This window comes from Streptomyces aurantiogriseus, assembly GCF_014649375.1.
Classification (GTDB): Bacteria; Actinomycetota; Actinomycetes; order Streptomycetales; family Streptomycetaceae; genus Streptomyces; species Streptomyces aurantiogriseus.
In genome coordinates this window covers 96114-114233 of the sequence record NZ_BMSX01000001.1, presented here as the reverse complement: position 1 = coordinate 114233, position 18120 = coordinate 96114, and the positions used below count along the sequence as shown (strand labels likewise).

General features: G+C 69.8%; 12 protein-coding genes. 7 read left to right on the top strand and 5 right to left on the bottom strand.

Annotated features, from left to right (window positions below):
- Window positions 1-251: 251 nt before the first annotated feature.
- The 5 genes from IE263_RS00490 to IE263_RS00470 all read left to right on the top strand — a co-directional run bounded on the left by IE263_RS00490 (window position 252) and on the right by IE263_RS00470 (window position 5638).
- Window positions 252-1376, top strand: coding sequence for an MraY family glycosyltransferase (locus IE263_RS00490; protein WP_189931106.1), 1125 nt, complete (start codon window positions 252-254; stop codon window positions 1374-1376).
- Window positions 1377-1471: 95 nt separating this feature from the next.
- Window positions 1472-3313, top strand: a complete 1842-nt coding sequence (dnaK, locus tag IE263_RS00485) for a molecular chaperone DnaK (protein WP_189931104.1) — start codon at window positions 1472-1474, stop codon at window positions 3311-3313.
- Window positions 3310-3969: a nucleotide exchange factor GrpE gene (grpE, locus tag IE263_RS00480; protein WP_189931102.1), complete on the top strand. Its 660-nt coding sequence runs from the start codon at window positions 3310-3312 to the stop codon at window positions 3967-3969. The genes dnaK and grpE overlap by 4 nt, the downstream gene beginning before the upstream one ends.
- 33 nt (window positions 3970-4002) lie before the next feature.
- Window positions 4003-5181, top strand: coding sequence for a molecular chaperone DnaJ (gene dnaJ, locus IE263_RS00475; protein WP_189931100.1), 1179 nt, complete (start codon window positions 4003-4005; stop codon window positions 5179-5181).
- Between the two features lie 4 nt (window positions 5182-5185).
- Entirely contained in the window at window positions 5186-5638 is a 453-nt protein-coding gene (locus IE263_RS00470) for a heat shock protein transcriptional repressor HspR (protein WP_189931098.1), read from the top strand.
- Window positions 5639-5706: 68 nt separating this feature from the next.
- Here the strand turns inward: IE263_RS00470 and IE263_RS00465 are convergent, their stop codons facing one another.
- A complete protein-coding gene (locus IE263_RS00465) occupies window positions 5707-7779 on the bottom strand; it encodes a PA14 domain-containing protein (RefSeq protein WP_189931096.1) in 2073 nt (690 codons plus the stop codon).
- 485 nt (window positions 7780-8264) lie between these two features.
- Here IE263_RS00465 and IE263_RS00460 point away from each other — a divergent pair, with 485 nt between their 5' ends.
- Window positions 8265-8912, top strand: a complete 648-nt coding sequence (locus tag IE263_RS00460) for a Uma2 family endonuclease (protein ID WP_229910722.1) — start codon at window positions 8265-8267, stop codon at window positions 8910-8912.
- 94 nt (window positions 8913-9006) lie between these two features.
- On the opposite strand, the gene IE263_RS00455 is transcribed toward IE263_RS00460, so the two are convergent.
- From IE263_RS00455 to IE263_RS00445, 3 genes are all read right to left on the bottom strand, one after another.
- Entirely contained in the window at window positions 9007-10317 is a 1311-nt protein-coding gene (locus IE263_RS00455; protein WP_189931094.1) for an LPXTG cell wall anchor domain-containing protein, read from the bottom strand.
- Between the two features lie 262 nt (window positions 10318-10579).
- Window positions 10580-12283 carry a fibronectin type III domain-containing protein gene (locus IE263_RS00450; RefSeq protein WP_189931092.1) on the bottom strand — a complete coding sequence of 568 codons (1704 nt, stop codon included), beginning with the start codon at window positions 12281-12283 and terminating at the stop codon, window positions 10580-10582.
- 8 nt (window positions 12284-12291) lie between these two features.
- Window positions 12292-14250, bottom strand: a complete 1959-nt coding sequence (locus IE263_RS00445; RefSeq protein ID WP_189931090.1) for a fibronectin type III domain-containing protein — start codon at window positions 14248-14250, stop codon at window positions 12292-12294.
- Between the two features lie 342 nt (window positions 14251-14592).
- On the opposite strand from IE263_RS00445, the gene IE263_RS00440 reads away from it, so the two are divergent.
- The gene (locus tag IE263_RS00440; RefSeq protein WP_229910721.1) at window positions 14593-15705 is read left to right on the top strand and encodes a sugar ABC transporter substrate-binding protein; all 1113 of its coding nucleotides are present in this window, start codon (window positions 14593-14595) and stop codon (window positions 15703-15705) included.
- 55 nt (window positions 15706-15760) lie between these two features.
- On the opposite strand, the gene IE263_RS49425 is transcribed toward IE263_RS00440, so the two are convergent.
- A complete protein-coding gene (locus tag IE263_RS49425; protein ID WP_268255983.1) occupies window positions 15761-18118 on the bottom strand; it encodes a pectinesterase family protein in 2358 nt (785 codons plus the stop codon).
- Window positions 18119-18120 lie beyond the last annotated feature (2 nt).

Sequence of the window (18120 nt, the reverse complement as noted above, 5' to 3'; positions counted from 1 at the left end):
GGCCTGCGAGGGTCTTCGGGGTTTCGTCGGGGCTCGTCGTACTCCACGACGGGTTCCCCGAAATTACTAAGCGGTAACTTATGCAGTCCGTTTGAGACTACCCCTATCTTCCGTCGCACTGTAGCCGGGTGCGGGGTGATCTGGATCGCTGAGGGTTGCCTCAGGAGCGCAGGTGGGGGCCGCTCCGGAAACCGTGCAATCCGACCGTGTTATTCGTACCAAATTGGTACATTCACCGCTAATTTATGTTCGTGCTCTACGGGATCGCCGCCGCCACCACCGCCCTGCTCCTCACCGCCGTCCTCGCCGCACTGCTGCGCGCGCCCGCCCTGCGCCTCGGGCTGGTCGACCGGCGGCAGCGGCAGCGGCGGGTGCCGCTGTCCGGCGGAGCGGCCGTCGTGCTCGCCACCTGTCTTGTCGCGGGCGCCGGGGACTGGACGGGGTTCGCCCCGCTCGGGGAGGGGGTGGGGGTGCTGCTCGCCGCGGGCGGCGGAGTCGCCGCGCTCGGGCTGGTCGCCGACGCGTGGCGGCTGAAGACACGGTTCCTGGTGGTCGGTACGGCCGTCGCGGCGGCCTTCGTCGTGCCGTACGGCGACACCGGTGTCGTCGCGGGGGTCGTCGCCGTCGGGTGGGTCACCTGTGTGGCGCTCGCCTTCCGGGCGCTGGATCACGCCGACGGGGTGGCCGGCACCGTCGGGGTCGTCACCGCCTTCGGGGTGGGGGCGTGCGCGGCGGCCGAGGTGATGGACGGGCTCGCGGTGCTGCTGAGTGTGCTCGCCGCCGCGCTGACCGGGTTCCTCATGCACAACTGGCCTCCCGCGCGCGTGGCGCTCGGCGGCTGCGGTGCGCTGTTCGCCGGCTTCCTGCTCGCCGCGGCGGCCGTCACCGCGCGCGCGGGGCACGACGCGGTGACCGGCGCGGGCGTGCTGCTCGCGCTCACCGCGATCGCCGCCGTCGACGCCCTCCTCGTGCTGCTGGCCCGGCGCACCGCCGGACGCCCGCTGCTGCGCCGCGCCCCCGACCATCTCGCCCACCGGCTGCGGCGGCTCGGGCTCACCCCGCAGGGGGTGACCGTCCTCATCGGTGTCGCGGCCTTCGCGGGGGTACTCGTCGGGACACTGGTGCACCTCGGGTGGCTGAGCGCGCAGGCGGTGCTGTGGGTGGCGGGCGGCGTTCCGGTCGTCGTCCTCGGGCTGTGGCGGGTGCCGGTGTACGGGCGTCCGGGTGAGGGCGCCGTACGCGCGCGTGCCCGTTCCCGACGTCAACCTGTGTCCTCGGTGCAACCCCCTCGGCGGTCGGTGGAATCACCCTTGCGGGCACCACGCCGTCTGTCTTCCTCGCAGGTCAGCGGGCCCTTGCGTGTAAGGAACGGATAAGAGTTGAGTCCGCCCGACTCAGGTCCGTTGACCCAGTGGCGAGCCTCGTGCACACTTGAGTCCGTTCCACTCAAGTCAGCTGGAGGAAGATCACCATGGCACGTGCGGTCGGCATCGACCTGGGCACGACTAACTCCGTCGTCAGCGTTCTGGAGGGCGGCGAGCCCACCGTCATCACCAACGCCGAGGGTGCCAGGACCACGCCGTCCGTCGTCGCCTTCGCCAAGAACGGCGAGGTGCTCGTCGGCGAGGTCGCCAAGCGCCAGGCGGTCACCAACGTGGACCGGACCATCCGCTCCGTGAAGCGTCACATGGGCACCGACTGGAAGATCGAGCTCGACGGGAAGCCCTTCAACCCGCAGCAGATCTCCGCGTTCATCCTGCAGAAGCTGAAGCGGGACGCCGAGGCCTACCTGGGCGAGAAGGTGACCGACGCGGTCATCACCGTCCCGGCCTACTTCAACGACTCCGAGCGCCAGGCGACGAAGGAAGCCGGTGAGATCGCCGGTCTCAACGTCCTTCGTATCGTCAACGAGCCCACCGCGGCCGCGCTCGCGTACGGCCTCGACAAGGACGACCAGACGATCCTCGTCTTCGACCTCGGTGGCGGCACCTTCGACGTGTCCCTCCTGGAGATCGGTGACGGCGTCGTCGAGGTGAAGGCCACCAACGGTGACAACCACCTCGGTGGTGACGACTGGGACCAGCGCGTCGTCGACTACCTGGTGCAGCAGTTCAAGTCCGGCCACGGCGTGGACCTCGCCAAGGACAAGATGGCGCTGCAGCGTCTGCGTGAGGCTGCCGAGAAGGCGAAGATCGAGCTGTCCTCGTCCACCGAGACCTCGATCAACCTGCCCTACATCACCGCGTCCGCCGAGGGCCCGCTGCACCTGGACGAGAAGCTCACCCGCGCCCAGTTCCAGCAGCTGACCGCGGACCTGCTGGAGCGCTGCAAGACGCCGTTCCACAACGTCATCAAGGACGCCGGCATCCAGCTCGGCGAGATCGACCACGTCGTCCTCGTCGGTGGCTCCACCCGTATGCCCGCCGTCGCCGAGCTCGTCAAGGAGCTGACCGGCGGCAAGGAGGCCAACAAGGGCGTGAACCCGGACGAGGTCGTCGCCATCGGCGCCTCGCTCCAGGCCGGTGTCCTCAAGGGTGAGGTCAAGGACGTCCTGCTCCTCGACGTGACCCCGCTGTCCCTCGGTATCGAGACCAAGGGCGGCATCATGACCAAGCTCATCGAGCGCAACACCACGATCCCGACGAAGCGTTCGGAGATCTTCACGACGGCCGAGGACAACCAGCCGTCGGTGCAGATCCAGGTCTACCAGGGCGAGCGCGAGATCGCGGCGTACAACAAGAAGCTCGGCATGTTCGAGCTGACCGGTCTGCCGCCCGCGCCGCGCGGTGTCCCGCAGATCGAGGTGTCCTTCGACATCGACGCCAACGGCATCATGCACGTGACCGCGAAGGACCTCGGCACGGGCAAGGAGCAGAAGATGACCGTCACCGGCGGCTCCTCGCTGCCGAAGGACGAGGTCGACCGCATGCGCCAGGAGGCCGAGCAGTACGCGGAGGAGGACCACCGCCGCCGCGAGGCCGCCGAGGCCCGCAACCAGGGCGAGCAGCTGGTCTACCAGACCGAGAAGTTCCTCAAGGACAACGAGGACAAGGTCCCGGGCGAGATCAAGACCGAGGTCGAGGCCGCCGTCGCCGAGCTGAAGGAGAAGCTCAAGGGCGAGGACACCGCCGAGATCCGCACCGCCACCGAGAAGGTCGCCGCCGTCTCGCAGAAGCTGGGCCAGGCCATGTACGCCGACGCCCAGGCCGCGGGCGGCCCCGAGGGCGCCACCGCCGGCGGTGCCAAGGCCGCCGACGACGACGTCGTGGACGCCGAGATCGTGGACGACGAGCGCAAGGACGGTGCCGCGTGACGGAGGAGACCCCGGGCTTCGAGGAGAAGCCCGACGTCCCCTCCGGCGCCACCCCCGACGACGCCGAGCCGAAGGCCGACACCTCCGCTGCGGCGGAGGGGGCGGCCCCGGCCGGGGACGCGAACCAGACAGCCGGGCTGGTGGCCCAGCTGGACCAAGTGCGCACCGCGCTCGGCGAGCGCACCGCGGACCTCCAGCGCCTCCAGGCCGAGTACCAGAACTACCGCCGCCGGGTCGAGCGTGACCGGATAGCGGTCAAGGAGATCGCCATCGCGAACCTCCTGACCGAGCTCCTGCCCGTGCTCGACGACATCGGCCGCGCGCGGGAACACGGCGAACTCCTCGGCGGCTTCAAGTCCGTCGCCGAGTCGCTGGAGACCGTCGCGGCGAAGATGGGTCTGCAGCAGTTCGGCAAGGAGGGCGAGCCCTTCGACCCGACGATCCACGAGGCCCTGATGCACAGCTACGCGCCGGACGTCACCGAGACGACGTGCGTGGCGATTCTGCAGCCCGGGTACCGGATCGGCGAGCGCACCATCCGCCCCGCGCGGGTGGCGGTGGCCGAACCCCAGCCGGGGGCCCAGACGGTCAAGCCGGCCGAGGAGACCGACGCGGCGGCCGACGACAAGGAGAGCGGTGGCCCGGACGAGGGCTGAGCTTGAATCGATGAGAGAGGAGGGACGTCGAGGATGAGCACCAAGGACTTCATCGAGAAGGACTACTACAAGGTCCTCGGCGTCCCCAAGGACGCCACCGAGGCCGAGATCAAGAAGGCGTACCGGAAGCTCGCCCGCGAGTACCACCCGGACGCCAACAAGGGCAACGCCAAGGCCGAGGAGCGCTTCAAGGAGATCTCCGAGGCGAACGACGTCCTCGGCGACCCCAAGAAGCGCAAGGAGTACGACGAGGCACGTGCCCTCTTCGGCAACGGCGGCTTCCGCCCGGGGCCGGGCGCGGGCGGCGGCTCCTTCAACTTCGACCTGGGCGACCTCTTCGGAGGCGGCGCCCAGGGCGGGGGCGCCGGCGGCTTCGGCGGCGGGCTCGGTGACGTCTTCGGGGGACTGTTCAACCGCGGCGGCACGACGACGGGCGCCCGCACCCAGCCGCGGCGCGGCCAGGACATCGAGTCCGAGGTCACGCTGAGCTTCACGGAGGCCATCGAGGGCGCGACGGTTCCGCTGCGCATGTCCTCGCAGTCCCCGTGCAAGGCCTGCTCCGGCACCGGCGACAAGAACGGCACACCGCGCGTGTGCCCGACCTGTGTCGGCACCGGCCAGGTGGCGAGGGGATCCGGCGGAGGGTTCTCCCTCACCGACCCCTGCCCGGACTGCAAGGGCCGCGGCCTGATGGCCGAGCATCCCTGCCTGGAGTGCAAGGGCAGCGGCCGGGCCAAGTCGTCCCGCACGATGCAGGTCCGCATCCCCGCGGGCGTCACCGACGGGCAGCGCATCCGGCTGCGCGGCAAGGGCGCCCCCGGCGAGCGCGGTGGCCCGGCCGGCGACCTGTACGTCGTCGTCCACGTCGACCCGCACCCGGTCTTCGGCCGCAAGGACGACAACCTCACGGTGACGGTGCCGGTGACCTTCGCGGAGGCGGCCCTCGGCGGCGAGGTCCGCGTCCCCACCCTCGGCGGCCCGGCGCTCACGCTGAAGCTGCCACCCGGCACCCCCAACGGGCGCACCATGCGCGCGCGGGGCAAGGGCGCGGTCCGCAAGGACGGCACCCGCGGCGACCTGTTGGTCACCGTCGAGGTGAGTGTCCCGAAGGACCTGACGGGGAAGGCTCGTGACGCACTGGAGGCGTATCGCGAGGCGACCGCGGGCGAGGACCCGCGGGCGGAGCTGTTCCAGGCCGCGAAGGGAGCTTGATCAGATGGACGGCCGTCGACGCAACCCGTATGAACTGACCGAGGAGACCCCGGTCTACGTCATCTCGGTGGCGGCCCAGCTCTCCGGCCTGCACCCGCAGACGCTGCGCCAGTACGACCGCCTGGGCCTGGTGTCTCCGGACCGCACGGCCGGCCGGGGCCGCCGCTACTCGGCCCGGGACATCGAACTGCTGCGCACCGTCCAGCAGTTGTCCCAGGACGAGGGCATCAACCTGGCCGGGATCAAGCGCATCATCGAACTGGAGAACCAGGTCGCGGCGCTGCAGTCCCGGGTGGCCGAGCTCCAGGACGCCCTGGAAGGCGCGGCGGCGGCGATGCAGCAGCGCGAGGCGGCCGTACACGCCTCCTACCGGCGCGACCTGGTGCCGTACCAGGAGGTCCAGCAGACCAGCGCGCTGGTGGTGTGGCGGCCGAAGCGGCAGCAGTCCTCGGACTGACGGACACACACAGGTGCGGAAAGGGGCCCGGAGATGATTCTCCGGGCCCCTTCGCTGTCCGTTGGACCCTACTCGGCCTGCGGGGCCAGGGCCGCCCAGGCGTCGCCGGGGGCGGATTCGGTGCCGTCGGCGTGGAGGGCGGTCACCCAGTAGAAGTGCGTGGTGCCGGGGGCGGCCGTGGTGTCGGTGTACGACGTGCCGGTGACCGGGTCGGCGGTCAGTGGCTCGTACGCGGCGGTGGCCGGGTTCCACCGGTACACCCGGTATCCGGTGATGTCCGTCCCGTGGTACGCGCTGGACAGTTCCCAGCTGAGATCGACCGCGGTCGCACCGTCGGCGACCTGGGCGCTCACGCTGACCAGCCAGTCCGCGGGGGTCTCCACGGTGGGCCGCAGGTCGTACTCGGTGACGGTGGTGTGCGCCACCTCGTAGGGGTCACCGGCCGTCGTGTGAAGGGAGTTGCCCGACGTGTCCACCGCGTCCACGAAGTACGTGTGGGTCTCGCCGTCCTGGAGGTTCTCCGCATCGACGAGCCGGCTGCTTCCCGCCTCGACCCGGCCCACGTGCGTGGTCTCGGTGCCGTCGTTCGCCGTGCTGAGCCGGAAGACGTTGTAGTGGTCCAGGTCGGCGGCCGGGCTGTCCTCCCAGTCCAGGACCGTGCCGTACTCGGTGGCGGTGGCCGTGAACCCGGTGACGGCCGGCGGGGCGGTGGCGTCACGGTAGGAGTGCAGGTTCACCTGGGACGGCCCCGACTCCCGCCCGAGCGCGTCGACGCTGGTCACCCAGTACACGTAGAACCCGTCGTGAGGGCTCGGCACGACCGTGGTGTCGGTGCAGGCGTAGGTGTGGCGGGTGCCGTAGGCGGTGTCGGTGAGCTTCGGGGTGCAGGGCACCACCCGGGAGTCGACGGTGGCGAACGTGCCGGTCGCGTTGTCGAAGCGGCGCTCCTCGCGGTGGACCCGGAACTCGGTCGGCGCGTAGGGCGACATCTGCCAGGACAGGTCGACGCCGCCACCGTCCTCCGGCCGGTTCCTCGCGCCGTTGAAGTAGGGCACGGCGAGCGGCCGGGCGAACGACACCACCGACGAGTACCCGGTGTTGCCCGCCGCGTCGGTCGCCGCGACCTTGTAGTAGGAGGTCTCCCCGTACGGGGCGGTGTCATCGGTCGCCGAGTTGCCCAGATGGCTCTCGGCCACCGTGAACGGCCCGCCGGGCTTGCTGGACCTCAGCAGCTGAGTCTTCAGTGCCCCCTCGTCGGACATCCACCAGAGGGACACCCCCTCCAGGGAGCTCTCGCCGAGGACGGTCAGATCACGGACGGTCGGCGCCATCAGGTCCACCGTGGTGATGCCCAGGTCGGCGGTACCGCTGGACGCGTTGCCCGCCTTGTCGTAGGCGCGGACCTCGTAGTAGAAGGTCTCGCCGCCCCCCTTCGGGAGGAGGGCGTCGGTGTACGACGTGGAGGTGGTCGTCGCCAGCGGCGTGCTGCCGAAGGAGCTGCCCTTGAGACGCCGGTAGACGCGGTAGCCCGCGAGGTCCATCTCCTTGTTCTTCGCCCAGCTGAGCCTGGCCTTGCCCGTCGCCGTGTCGTACGCGACCGAAGTGCCCGTCGGGGTGAGGGGCTTGACCTTGTCGACGGTGGCGGAGGTGCGCGGGGCGTAGCCGAAATTGACCTTGGCGCTGCCGGTCCAGTTGGCGTAGTCGACGCGGAGGGTGTGCTTGCCGGACGGGACGGTGACGTTGACGGTCCTGGAGACGGTCGTGGAGGTGTTCTTCCACAGGTCGATCTTGCGGACGCCGTCGAGGTAGACCCGGATGCCGTCCAGCCCGGAAGCGGAGAGGGCGAAGGGGCCGCCGGAGCCGAAGTCACGGGTCACGGTCCAGCGGACGCCGAAGTTGTTGGCGGGCAGGCCGGAGGCCGGGGCGCTCGTGCCCCAGTTCTCACTGATTGCGGCGTCGCAGTCGGTCTTCTTCGGCGTACCCGAGAAGGTGGTGTTCGCGAAGAGCTGCCGCTTGAAGACGGGCGCGGTGCAGGTGACGGCCGCGGAGGCGGGCGCGGCGGTCACGGCGAGCAGACCGCCGGTGGTGGCGAGCACGACCGTGGTCGCTGCGGCGGCGGTCGTGCGTCGGGCTCGGTTCATTCGGTCCTTCGGTCCATTCCGGTGACGGCGAAGACTGGCCGCCGGTGAAATGGACCGGTCAAGACCGGGATTGGTTGTACGGCAGGTCCTTGACGTGCTGAAGGAGCCGTCCCGCATGAACCCAGCCCGCCCCGCCGCGCACCGCCCCACCCAACTCACCCACGCATACAGCCTCTTCACCCCCGTCGATGTCACCTCGCACCGCACGTCGTCGCGTACCCGGCAGCCGGGGCCGTCGCCTGCTGGGGGAGGGGGCTCGCGCTTGTGGAGGAGATGGCGGATCTGTGGGGTGTCGCCGACGAGAGAGCGGGGCGGTATGCGAAGGGTGTGTGGTTCGAGCTGGGCGGGGGCGGTGGATTGTTCCGTGCTCGCTCGAACGGGTGAACTGGGGGCGTATCCCCTGGTCAGCCCCATCCCCGTACCTACCGTGATCGCGTTGCTTGTGCCCCGAGCACACCCAGCCCACACTTGAGGAGGATGCCACCTTGACCGCTCTCGCACATGAGAGGCCCGAGATCATGTCTGAGGCCGACGCTGAATTCCTGAACGCATCCGACCCGGACGAGGGCTTGTGGCAGGTATGGAAGGCCATGGAACTCCCCGAGGGCTACCGCGCTGAGATCATTGAGGGAGCCATCGAGGTGTCGCCTACCGGCCGCTTTGCACATGCCCAAGTCGTCAACCGCCTCCGGGATGCCCTGGCGATCTTTCTGAAGGACGGCGAGTACGGCGCTTGGAACGACACGAACGTACTCCACGCGCGTAGGGCGTGGATTCCGGACGGGCTCGTCGCACCTCGGGAAGCCGAGCTGATCGAAGATGAGGACGGCCTCGGGATCAAGGCTTCCGCAGTCTCGATGGTCGTCGAGGTCGTCTCCCCCGGCAAGAGCAACCAGGACCGCGACCGCATCCGCAAGCGCCGCGAGTACGCCCGCGCCGGGATCTCCGTGTACGTCCTCATCGACGACTACGACGGGCAGCGTGCTGTCACTCTCTTCACCGGGCCTCGTCCCGACAAGGCCGACTGGGAGGACATCCACCGTGTCCCCTACGGCACCGATGTCACCGTCCCCGAAGGCCCCGCCAAGGGTTTCGTGATCGGTGAGGCGATCACGGGGCCGAAGCGGGGCTGACGGGGGCGGGAGCGGGTGAGTCGGGCGGATCTCACGCCGAAGGGCCCGGAGGACTAACCGCGTCCTCCGGGCCCTTCGCGTCGGTGATCGACCGTCAGGCGCGCGTCTCGCGGCGGCGGCGGGTGCCGAGCCAGGTGGCCACTGCGCCCAGGGTCACCAGGGCGGTGGCGAGGGCCGCGTACTTGTTCGCGCTGGAGCCGGTGTTGGCCAGGGAGCCGGTGGTGGTCGTGTTGTCCGTGGTCGTGGTCGTCGTCGTGGTGGCGGCCGGGGTCGTGGAGGTGGACGGCGACGGGGTCGCGGAGGTGGAGGCGGAGGCGGACGGGGAGGGCGACGTGGAAGCGGAAGGAGACGGGGAGGCCGAGGGGGAGCTCGAGGCCGGCTTCGCGGGGCCGGCCGTCACCTCGGTCCTGGCGCCGTTGAAGCCCCAGGCGTCTTCCATGGAGAACAGGGCCTCCAGCGGCACCTTGGCGTCCTCCTTGATGTCGGTGTTCTTGCCCACGGAGAGGTACAGCTTGATGCTGTTCTTGCCGGAGGCCGCGCTGAAGCCCTTCGGGATGGCGGGCAGCTCCCACTCGCTCTCGTTGATCTCCTTCAGCTTCACGATCTTGCCGCCGACCTCGGCCTCCAGGAGGAAGTCCGGGTGACCGGCGGCCTCACGGAAGCCCTGCGCGGAGACCGTGCGGCTCAGCTCGGCCGGGAACTCGCCGGGGCCGGTGGCGGTCGCGTTCAGCGTCAGGCCGGTGCGCTGGCCCGGGCGGGCGACGACGTTGTCGTCCCGCTCCCAGCCCAGGTTCAGCTTGCCCGGCGTGATCTGCGGGTCCGTCTTGAAGACGACGGTGTTGCGGGCCCGGTCGGCGTCGACGTCACCCTCCAGCGCGTCCGCGATCAGCGTGAAGTTGCCGTCGTTGGTCGGGTAGTTGGCGCCGAGGCCGACGGTGACCTTCCAGGTGAACTCGGTCTTCGCGGGGATCGAGAAGCTGTCGGAGGCGTCACCGGTGGCCGGGAAGAACAGGCCCTGCCAGGCGCCGCCCTGCCGCCCGATCCGGGACTTGGTGGCGGGCGCGTCGAGCGCGGTGACGTCGAAGACCACGGAGTCCTTCAGCAGCGGGCTCGGACCGTCCGCCTCGCCCAGCAGCCAGGACGAGAACTCCTGTGCCTTGTCGGAGGAGTTGGTGACCTTCAGGGTCATCGACTCCGTCGCCCCGCCCCGCTTCAGCGGGTTCCCCGGGGTGGGCGCGCCCAGCGTCATCGTCAGCGGCTTGCCACTCGCCTGCGCCTGGTCGGCCGCGAAGGCGGTCACCGGGACGGAGGCGGTGCCGGCGACGGCGGCGACGACGGTGGTCGCGGCCAGGATGCGGATACGGCGGGCGGCGACGGGACGAGCGGACGCGACGGACGCGGTCATGGTGGACTTCCCCCCAGGGAGTGAGACGGAAAGGGAACCGGTGCGCACGAGTTACGGGAAGCGGTCAACCGGTTCTGGGAAACGCACGGAGACGAGAGAGGCGCCCGCGTGCCGGCCGGTCCTGCTGTCCCCCCGGCGGCCCGCGGTGCACCCATCTTCACCCAGTCTTCAATTGTGATCAACTGCCGCTTCGTCACCACTTCGCAACGGCGCCGGAAGCGGTAATTCCGCAGGTCACGGCCGTATCACGGCCGCTTCCGCGCTACGGCGCGGTGACTGCCCAGTCGCCCGCCGGCAGGGACTCGGAACCGTCCTCCGTCACCGCGGTGACCCAGTAGAAGGAGGTGGTCCCGCGCGGCACTCCGGTGTCGAAGAACTCGAAGGCCCCGCTCGGCAGGTCGGCGATCCTCTCGTAGGAGGAGGTCTCCGGGTTCCAGCGGTGGACGCGGTAGCCGCCGGCCTGCTCCGGAGCCGATTCGGCAAGCCCGTGCCAGGTCAGCCGGTTGCCCTCGTCGCCCTCGGCCGCCTCCACCGTCAGGGTCAGCGGCGATCCCTCGGGCGTGGCCACGCTCGGCGTCATGTCGAGCTCGGTCACGGTCACGATCTGCGCCTCGCCGGTCCACCGGAACGAGGAGTTCCCGGCGTCGTCGACGGCGTCGACGATGAAGCAGGATTCCTCACCGTCGGGGAGGGCGGTGTACGCGTACGAGGTGGTGTCGGCCGACACGTAGTAGCCCGGGTACAGGGAGCACACCTGCTCGTCCCCCTCCTCGCCCCAGAGCTCACCCCGGCGGACCGTGTAACTCTCCAGGTCGGCGGTCGGGTTGGCGTCCCAGCGCACCTCGAAGCCGTACTCGGTCGGCGTGACCGTCACGCCGGTGACGGCGGACGGCGGGGTGACGTCCCGGCGCGTGCCGACCACGGCGCCGGACTGCGCGGACTCGTTGCCCGCCGCGTCCAGCGCGGTCACGCGGTAGTAGTACGTGGTGCCCTCCACGGCGGTGGAGTCCAGGTACGAGGTCTGGTCGGTGGTGCCGATCCGGGTGTAGGTGCCGCTCAGGCTCGCCGCCCGGTACACGCGGTACGACGCCGCCCCCGCGACCTCGCCCCAGGCGAACTGGAGCCCCTCCGGCTTGCTGGCGGTGGGCAGTCCGGCCGGCACGGCGGGGGCGGTCCGGTCGGCAGTGGTGACGGTCCTGACGGCGGTGCCCGCCGACTCGTTCCCCGCCTTGTCATAGGCGCGCAGCTCGTAGGCGTAGGCCGCACCGGTCACCGGGAGTGTGGTGTCGGTGTACGTGGTGGAGACGGTGGAGACCAGCCGAGTCCAGGAGGCGCCGTCGGCGGGGCGCCGGTAGACCCGGTAGCCCCCGAGGTCCATCTCCTTGTTCGCCGCCCAGGCGAGCTTCGCCCGGCCGGTGGCGGTGTCGTACGCGACCGCGAGACCCGTCGGGGTCAGCGGCTTGACCTTGTCGACGGTGGCGGTGGTGCGGGGTGTGTACGTGAAGCCGACGTTGGCGTTGCCCGTCCAGTTCACGTAGTCGACGCGGAGGGTGTGCTTGCCGGCCGGGATCGTGACGTTGACGGTCTTCTTCACCGTCGTCGACACGTTCTTCCAGACGTCGACCTTGCGGACGCCGTCGACGTACACGCGGAGGCCGTCCTGGACGGCGACGTTCAGCGCGAAGGGACCGCCGGAGCCGAAGTCACGGGTGACCGTCCAGCGGACGCCGAAGTTGTTCGTCGGCAGGCCGGAGGCGGGGGCCTTGGCGCCCCAGTTCTCGCTGATCGCGGCGTCGCAGCCGGTCTGCTTCGGGGTGCCGGAGAAGGTGGTGTTCGCGAAGAGCTGGCGCTTGTAGACCGGGGAGGTGCAGGTCGTCACGGCCGACGCGGGGGTGGCCGTGACGGCGGTGAGCAGGCCGGCGGTCGTGGCGAGCACGACCGCCGTGGCCCGGACGGCGGAGTTCATGGGCTCCTTCAGCTCTGGGGGGCGGCGGGGGTCGCCGAGACCTCCGGCGACAGGGCCGACTCCAGGCCGGCCGCGTTGACCGTGGTGACGGCGTAGTAGTACGTCGTGCCGTTGGTCAGGCCGGTGTCGGTGTGGTCGGACGCCGTGGTGGTGAAGACCGCCTCGGCGTTCTCCTTGGTGACGCCCGGGGTGGTCGAGCGGTAGACGCGGTAACCGGTGATGCGGGAGTCGCCCGGGAGGTCCGGCGCGGTCCCCCAGGTCAGCTTCACCCAGCCGTCGCCGGCCGTGACCTCGTCCACCTGGGTGGGCTGGGGCGGCGGCGTCGCGCTCACGGACGGCAGCACCGCGCTCGAGGCGGCCGAGCGGACGCCGTAGCCGGCCGAGGTGGCGACGACGGCGTAGTAGTAGTCGCGTTCGGTGGCGGGGATCGTGGCCTGGTACTGGGAGAACGCGCCGTCGACGGAGGCGTACGGCGTCGCCGTCGCGGACGTGTCCACGGTGGCCGAGCGGGAGCGGTAGATGAGGTAGCCGCCGACCTTGACGTAGCCGTCCTGGCCCCAGTCGAGGATGAGCTGGTCACCGATGATCTTGGCGGTGCCCCAGGTCGGGGTGTTGGGCGCGGTGTTCTGGTCGACCGTGCGGGTGGCGTACGCCTCCAGCGCCGCCGACTCGTTGCCGGCCGCGTCCACGGCGGTCACGTAGTACTTGTACGGCCGACCCGGTTCGCCCGTGGTGTCCCGGTAGGTGAGGGTGGAGGTCGTGCCGATCCTGATCTGGCCGCCGGTGTTGGTGGTCGAGCGGTAGACGACGTAACCGGCCGCGTCCGAGCCGCCCTTCAGCCAGGTCAGGGTCACGCCGCCGACATCCTGGGAGACGACCTTCAGGTCCTGTGGAGCGCCCGGTGGCACGGTGTCGCGCGTGGCGGTGACCACCTTCGAGTACGGCGACGGGTTCGCGGACGCGTCCAGGGCCCGCACCTTGTAGAAGACCGGCACATCGGCCGGGGCGAGGGCATCGGAGTACGACGTGGTCAGGACCCGCCCGACGCTCGTGTACGGGCCGTCGGCCGTGTTCGCGCGGACGATCTCGTACTGGACCGCGGTCGGCACCGCGGTCCAGGACAGGGTGTTGGCCGTCTTCGTGGACTTGGCGGTGACGCCGACCGGGGCGGCGGGGGCCACGCGGTCGACACTGGTGATGCCCCGGTCCGCCGAACCGGCCGAGACGTTGCCCGCCTTGTCGAAGGCGCGGATCTCGTAGTAGTAGGTCCGGCCGTCCATCGGCGGGGAGTCGGTGTACGTGTTCGACGTGGTGGTGGCGAGCTTCGTCCAGGTGGACGAGCCGGCCACGCGGCGGTAGACCCGGTACCCGGCGAGGTCCATCTCCTTGTTCTTCGCCCAGGTGAACTTGGCCTTGTTGGTGTCGAGGGTGTAGCCGACGCCCACCTCGGTCGGGGCGAGCGGCCTCACCTTGTCGACGGTCGCCGAAGTGCGGGGGGCGTAGGTGAACTTGACGTTCGCACTGCCCGTCCAGTTCGCGTAGTCGACGCGGAGGGTGTGCTTGCCGGAGGGGATGGTGAGGTTGAGCGTCCTCGCCACCGTGGAGGAGACGTTTTTCCACAGGTCGATCTTGCGGACGCCGTCGACGTAGACGCGGATGCCGTCCTGCGCGGCGGCCGTGAAGGTGAAGGGGCCGCCGGAGCCGAAGTCCCTCGTCACCGTCCAGCGGACGGAGAAGTTGTTGGCGGGGACTCCGGAGGCGGGGGCGCCGGTGCCCCAGTTCTCGTTGATCGCGGCGTCGCAGCCGGTCTGCTTCGGGGTGCCGGAGAAGGTGGTGTTGGCGAAGATCTGCCGTTTGTAGACCAGTGAGGCGCAGCTCGTCGCGGCCGAGGCGGATGGGGTGGCCGTGCTGAGCAGACCGCCGGTCGTGGCGAGCACGACGGCCGTCGCGAGTCTGGCTGTGGGCATGCGGTCCATGCGGTCCTCTGCTCTGGATCGGGACAGCGGGACGACAGAAACACCCGCCGTGATCACGACTCGCGAGCAACGGAGTTGGTTGTGCGGTTCTTTGCCGTCTCCTGAAGTCGGCTTGGGTGGAGGGCCCGTAAAGGGTGTTTGGATGGGATTCCGCTTTCTCTTCGCGCTGTCTCCGTCCCGTCTCCATGTGTCTTCACACGCTAAGCGGAGGGTGATGTTGCTACTTCGTTAAGTAGTAGCGCTTGACTGCGGTGGCCGACGCCGCGTTGGCTTTTAGAACTGGGTCGAAAGTCAGCACCCATGTCCGGAAACGCACCTGAAGTGAGCCCCCGAATGCGTCGTCGTATCGCCATAGCCGTGGCCTCCTCCACGCTCTCCTTCTCGCTTGCCGGATGCGGCATGCTGGGCGCGACAGAGGACGCCGGCGAAGCGACACCGACCAAGACCAACGACATCACGGTGGGCGTGCTGATGCCGGAGAAGACGAACACCCGGTACGAGCAGTTCGACTACCCCATCATCAAGGCGAAGATCGCCTCCCTCACCCAGAACAAGGGCAAGACGGAGTACGCCAACGCGGACGCCGACCCGGACACCCAGGTGAGCCAGATGGAGCGGATGATCGAGGAGAAGGTCGACATCATCCTGCTGGACGCCGTCGACTCCAAGACCATCGCGGACACGGTGCAGAAGGCCAAGGACGCGGGTATCCCCGTCATCGCCTACGACCGCCTGGCCCAGGGCCCGATCGACGCGTACGTCTCCTTCGACAACGAGCTGGTCGGCGAGGTGCAGGGCCGCACCCTGGTGGAGGCGCTCGGCACGGCCGACACCTCCGACAAGATCGTCATGATCAACGGCTCGCCCACCGACCCGAACGCCAAGCAGTTCAAGGACGGCGCGATGTCGGAGCTCAACGGCCGGGTCACGATCTCCGCGTCCTACGACACCAAGAAGTGGAGCCCGGAGGTCGCCCAGTCCGAGATGACCGAGGCGATCAGCAAGATCGGCAAGGACAACATCGCGGCCGTCTACTCCGCGAACGACGCCATGGCCGGCGGCATCATCAAGGCCCTGAAGGCCGCGGGCGTCAGCGACAGCGACCTGCCCCCGATCACCGGCCAGGACGCGGAGCTGCCGGCGGTGCAGCGGATCATCAGCGGCGAGCAGTACATGAGCGTGTACAAGCCCTACCCGACGATGGCCGAGGCCGCCGCGGAGATGGCCGTCGCCAAGGTCCAGGGCCGGGACATCCAGTTCGACGCCCTCACCCGTGACAAGGTCGACAGCCCCACGAACAAGGGCATCCGGGCCAACCTGGTGACCGTGGTCGCGCTGACGAAGAGCAACATCCAGGAGACGGTCATCGCGGACGGCATCCACAAGGTGTCCGACATCTGCACCGCCAAGTACAAGGCGGCGTGCGAGGCCATCGGCCTCAAGTGAGCCGGAACGACGAAGAGGGGGGTACGCGCGACCGCGTACCCCCCTCCTTCGTGTCTCAGCCGACCGGCGGCGTCCAGCCGCGCAGGTAGTCGGCGGTCTCGAAGGCCGCCGCCTCCTCGGCCGTCAGCTGCGGCCGGTCCGCGGTGGCCGCGGCGACCGAGCCGGGGCCGCTGTTGTTGTACTCACGGAAGAAGGAGTCCTTCCAGGAGTACGCCGTCCCGCCGGAGGTCCAGTCCGTGTACGGCGCCGCCTTCACGGCCGCCGGCAGCACCGAGTCCCGGACCACCAGGCTGCCCTTGGCGCCGGCGAACGCGGTCACCCACGGCCGGCCCAGGTGGAAGGTGTTGGCGGGCGCGTCGCTCACCAGCGTGGAGTCGGTGACCAGGAAGCCGTACTGCGTGGACGCGTCCGTGGAGGGCGCCGCCAGGTAGCCGTTGTTCTTGTCGTCTCCGCGGCTGAGCAGCTTCAGCGTCGACTTGTCGAAGACGGCCGTGGCGTAGCCGCAGACGAAGTCCACGTCGCCCTCGACGTAGGAGTTCGTGAAGTAGACCCGGTTGGGGGTCGTGGTCGTCGTCGACTTCAGGAACAGGGTGTCCTGGTTGCCGAGGAAGCGGACGTTGTCGAAGACGAGCCGGTCGGCCTGGGTGAGCAGGGCGACGGCCTGCTCGTTGGCGTAGGTGCCGGCGGCCTCGTCGTAGGAGTTCTCGACGGTGAGGTTGCGGGCGAGGAAGTCCGAGCCGCGCACGTACATCGTCCGGCTGTTCTGCGTGCCGAGCGTGCCGCCCCCGGCGGCGGGGGTGCCGGCCGCGTTGTCGTAGGTGATGACCGTCTCGGACGGGTCGTCACCCGCGCCGATCAGCTGGACGTACGGCTTGGAGACGTCGACGAGTTCCTTGTAGGTCCCCGGGTTGACCTGGATGATCACCGGGTTGGCGGAGGTGCCCGCGCCGAGGGCGTCCAGGGCCGCCTGCACGCTGGTGTGGTCGCCGTCGCCCTCGGCGTCCACCACCGCGTCCGCGCCGGGCACCGGCTGGACCTTGTGCGGGCGGAGGGCGTAGGCGACCTCGGACTCGCCGGAGAGGTTGCCGGTGTCGTCCACGGCCCGGAGCAGGTACTGCGACCCCGTACCCGGTTCGGCGGCGGTGTCGAGGTAGGTCGTGGCGCCCTGGACGGTGTTGAGGTAGACGAAGTCCTCCGAGCCCGGCCGGCGCACCCACACCTGGTAGGCGGTCGTGTCGTCGGAGTTGGCCGTCCAGGTGAGGTCGATGCCGTCGACGGTGCCCGTGGCGGCCAGGCCGGCCGGGACGGTGGGCGGGGTGCGGTCGGCGCGGGTGGAGGTGACCGGCGCGGTCTTCGCAGAAACGTTTCCTGCCGCGTCGGCGGAGGCGACGGCGTAGAAGTACGTCGACTTCTCGGCGGCGGTGTCGTCGTAGAAGGAGGTGCCGGTCGAGGAGCCGATCTTCACGTACGTGCCGTCGACGGCCGTGGCCCGGTAGACCAGGTAGCTCTCCGCCTCCTCGACGCCCGACCAGACCAGCTTGTTGCCGTCGGCGGCGTCGGTGACCTTCAGGTCGTAGGGGAGGGCGGGGGCGGTGCGGTCGGCGGTGGTGACGGACTTCTCCGCCGTACCGGCCGACTGGTTGCCGGCCTTGTCGTACGCGAACACCCGGTAGGCGTAGGCGGCACCGGTAACCGGGAGGGTGGCGTCGGTGTGGGTGGTGGCGGTGGTGGTGGCCAGCAGCGTCTCGACGTTCGTGGCGAGGTCGCGCCGGTAGACGCGGTAACCCGCGAGGTCCATCTCCTTGTTCGCCGCCCAGGTGAGCTTCGCCCTGCCGGTGGCGGTGTCGTACGCGACCGCGAGACCTGTCGGGGTCAGCGGCTTGACCTTGTCGACGGCGGCGGAGGTGCGGGGTGTGTACGTGAAGCCGACGTTGGCGTTGCCCGTCCAGTTCACGTAGTCCACACGAAGGGTGTGCTTGCCGGGCGCGATGGTCAGGTCGACGGTCTTCTTCACCGTCGTCGACACGTTCTTCCACAGGTCGACCTTGCGGACGCCGTCGACGTAGACGCGGATGCCGTCCTGCGCGGCGGCGGTGAAGGTGAAGGGACCGCCGGAGCCGAAGTCCCGTGTCACGGACCAGCGGACACCGAAGTTGTTCGTCGGCAGGCTCGAAATCGGGGCCTTGGCACCCCAGTTCTCGCTGATCGCGGCGTCGCAGCCGGTCTGCTTCGGCGTCCCGGAGAAGGTGGTGTTCGCGAAGAACTGCCGCGTGTACACGGGGGAGGCGCAGCTGGTCGCGGCCTGGGCGGGAAGGGTGAACACGGCGCCGCTCGCGGCGGCGGCGAGCACGGTGGCGATGGCCGTCGTCCGCAGAATCGGTCTGCGGGGGACGGCGGAGGAACCCTCGGTCACTT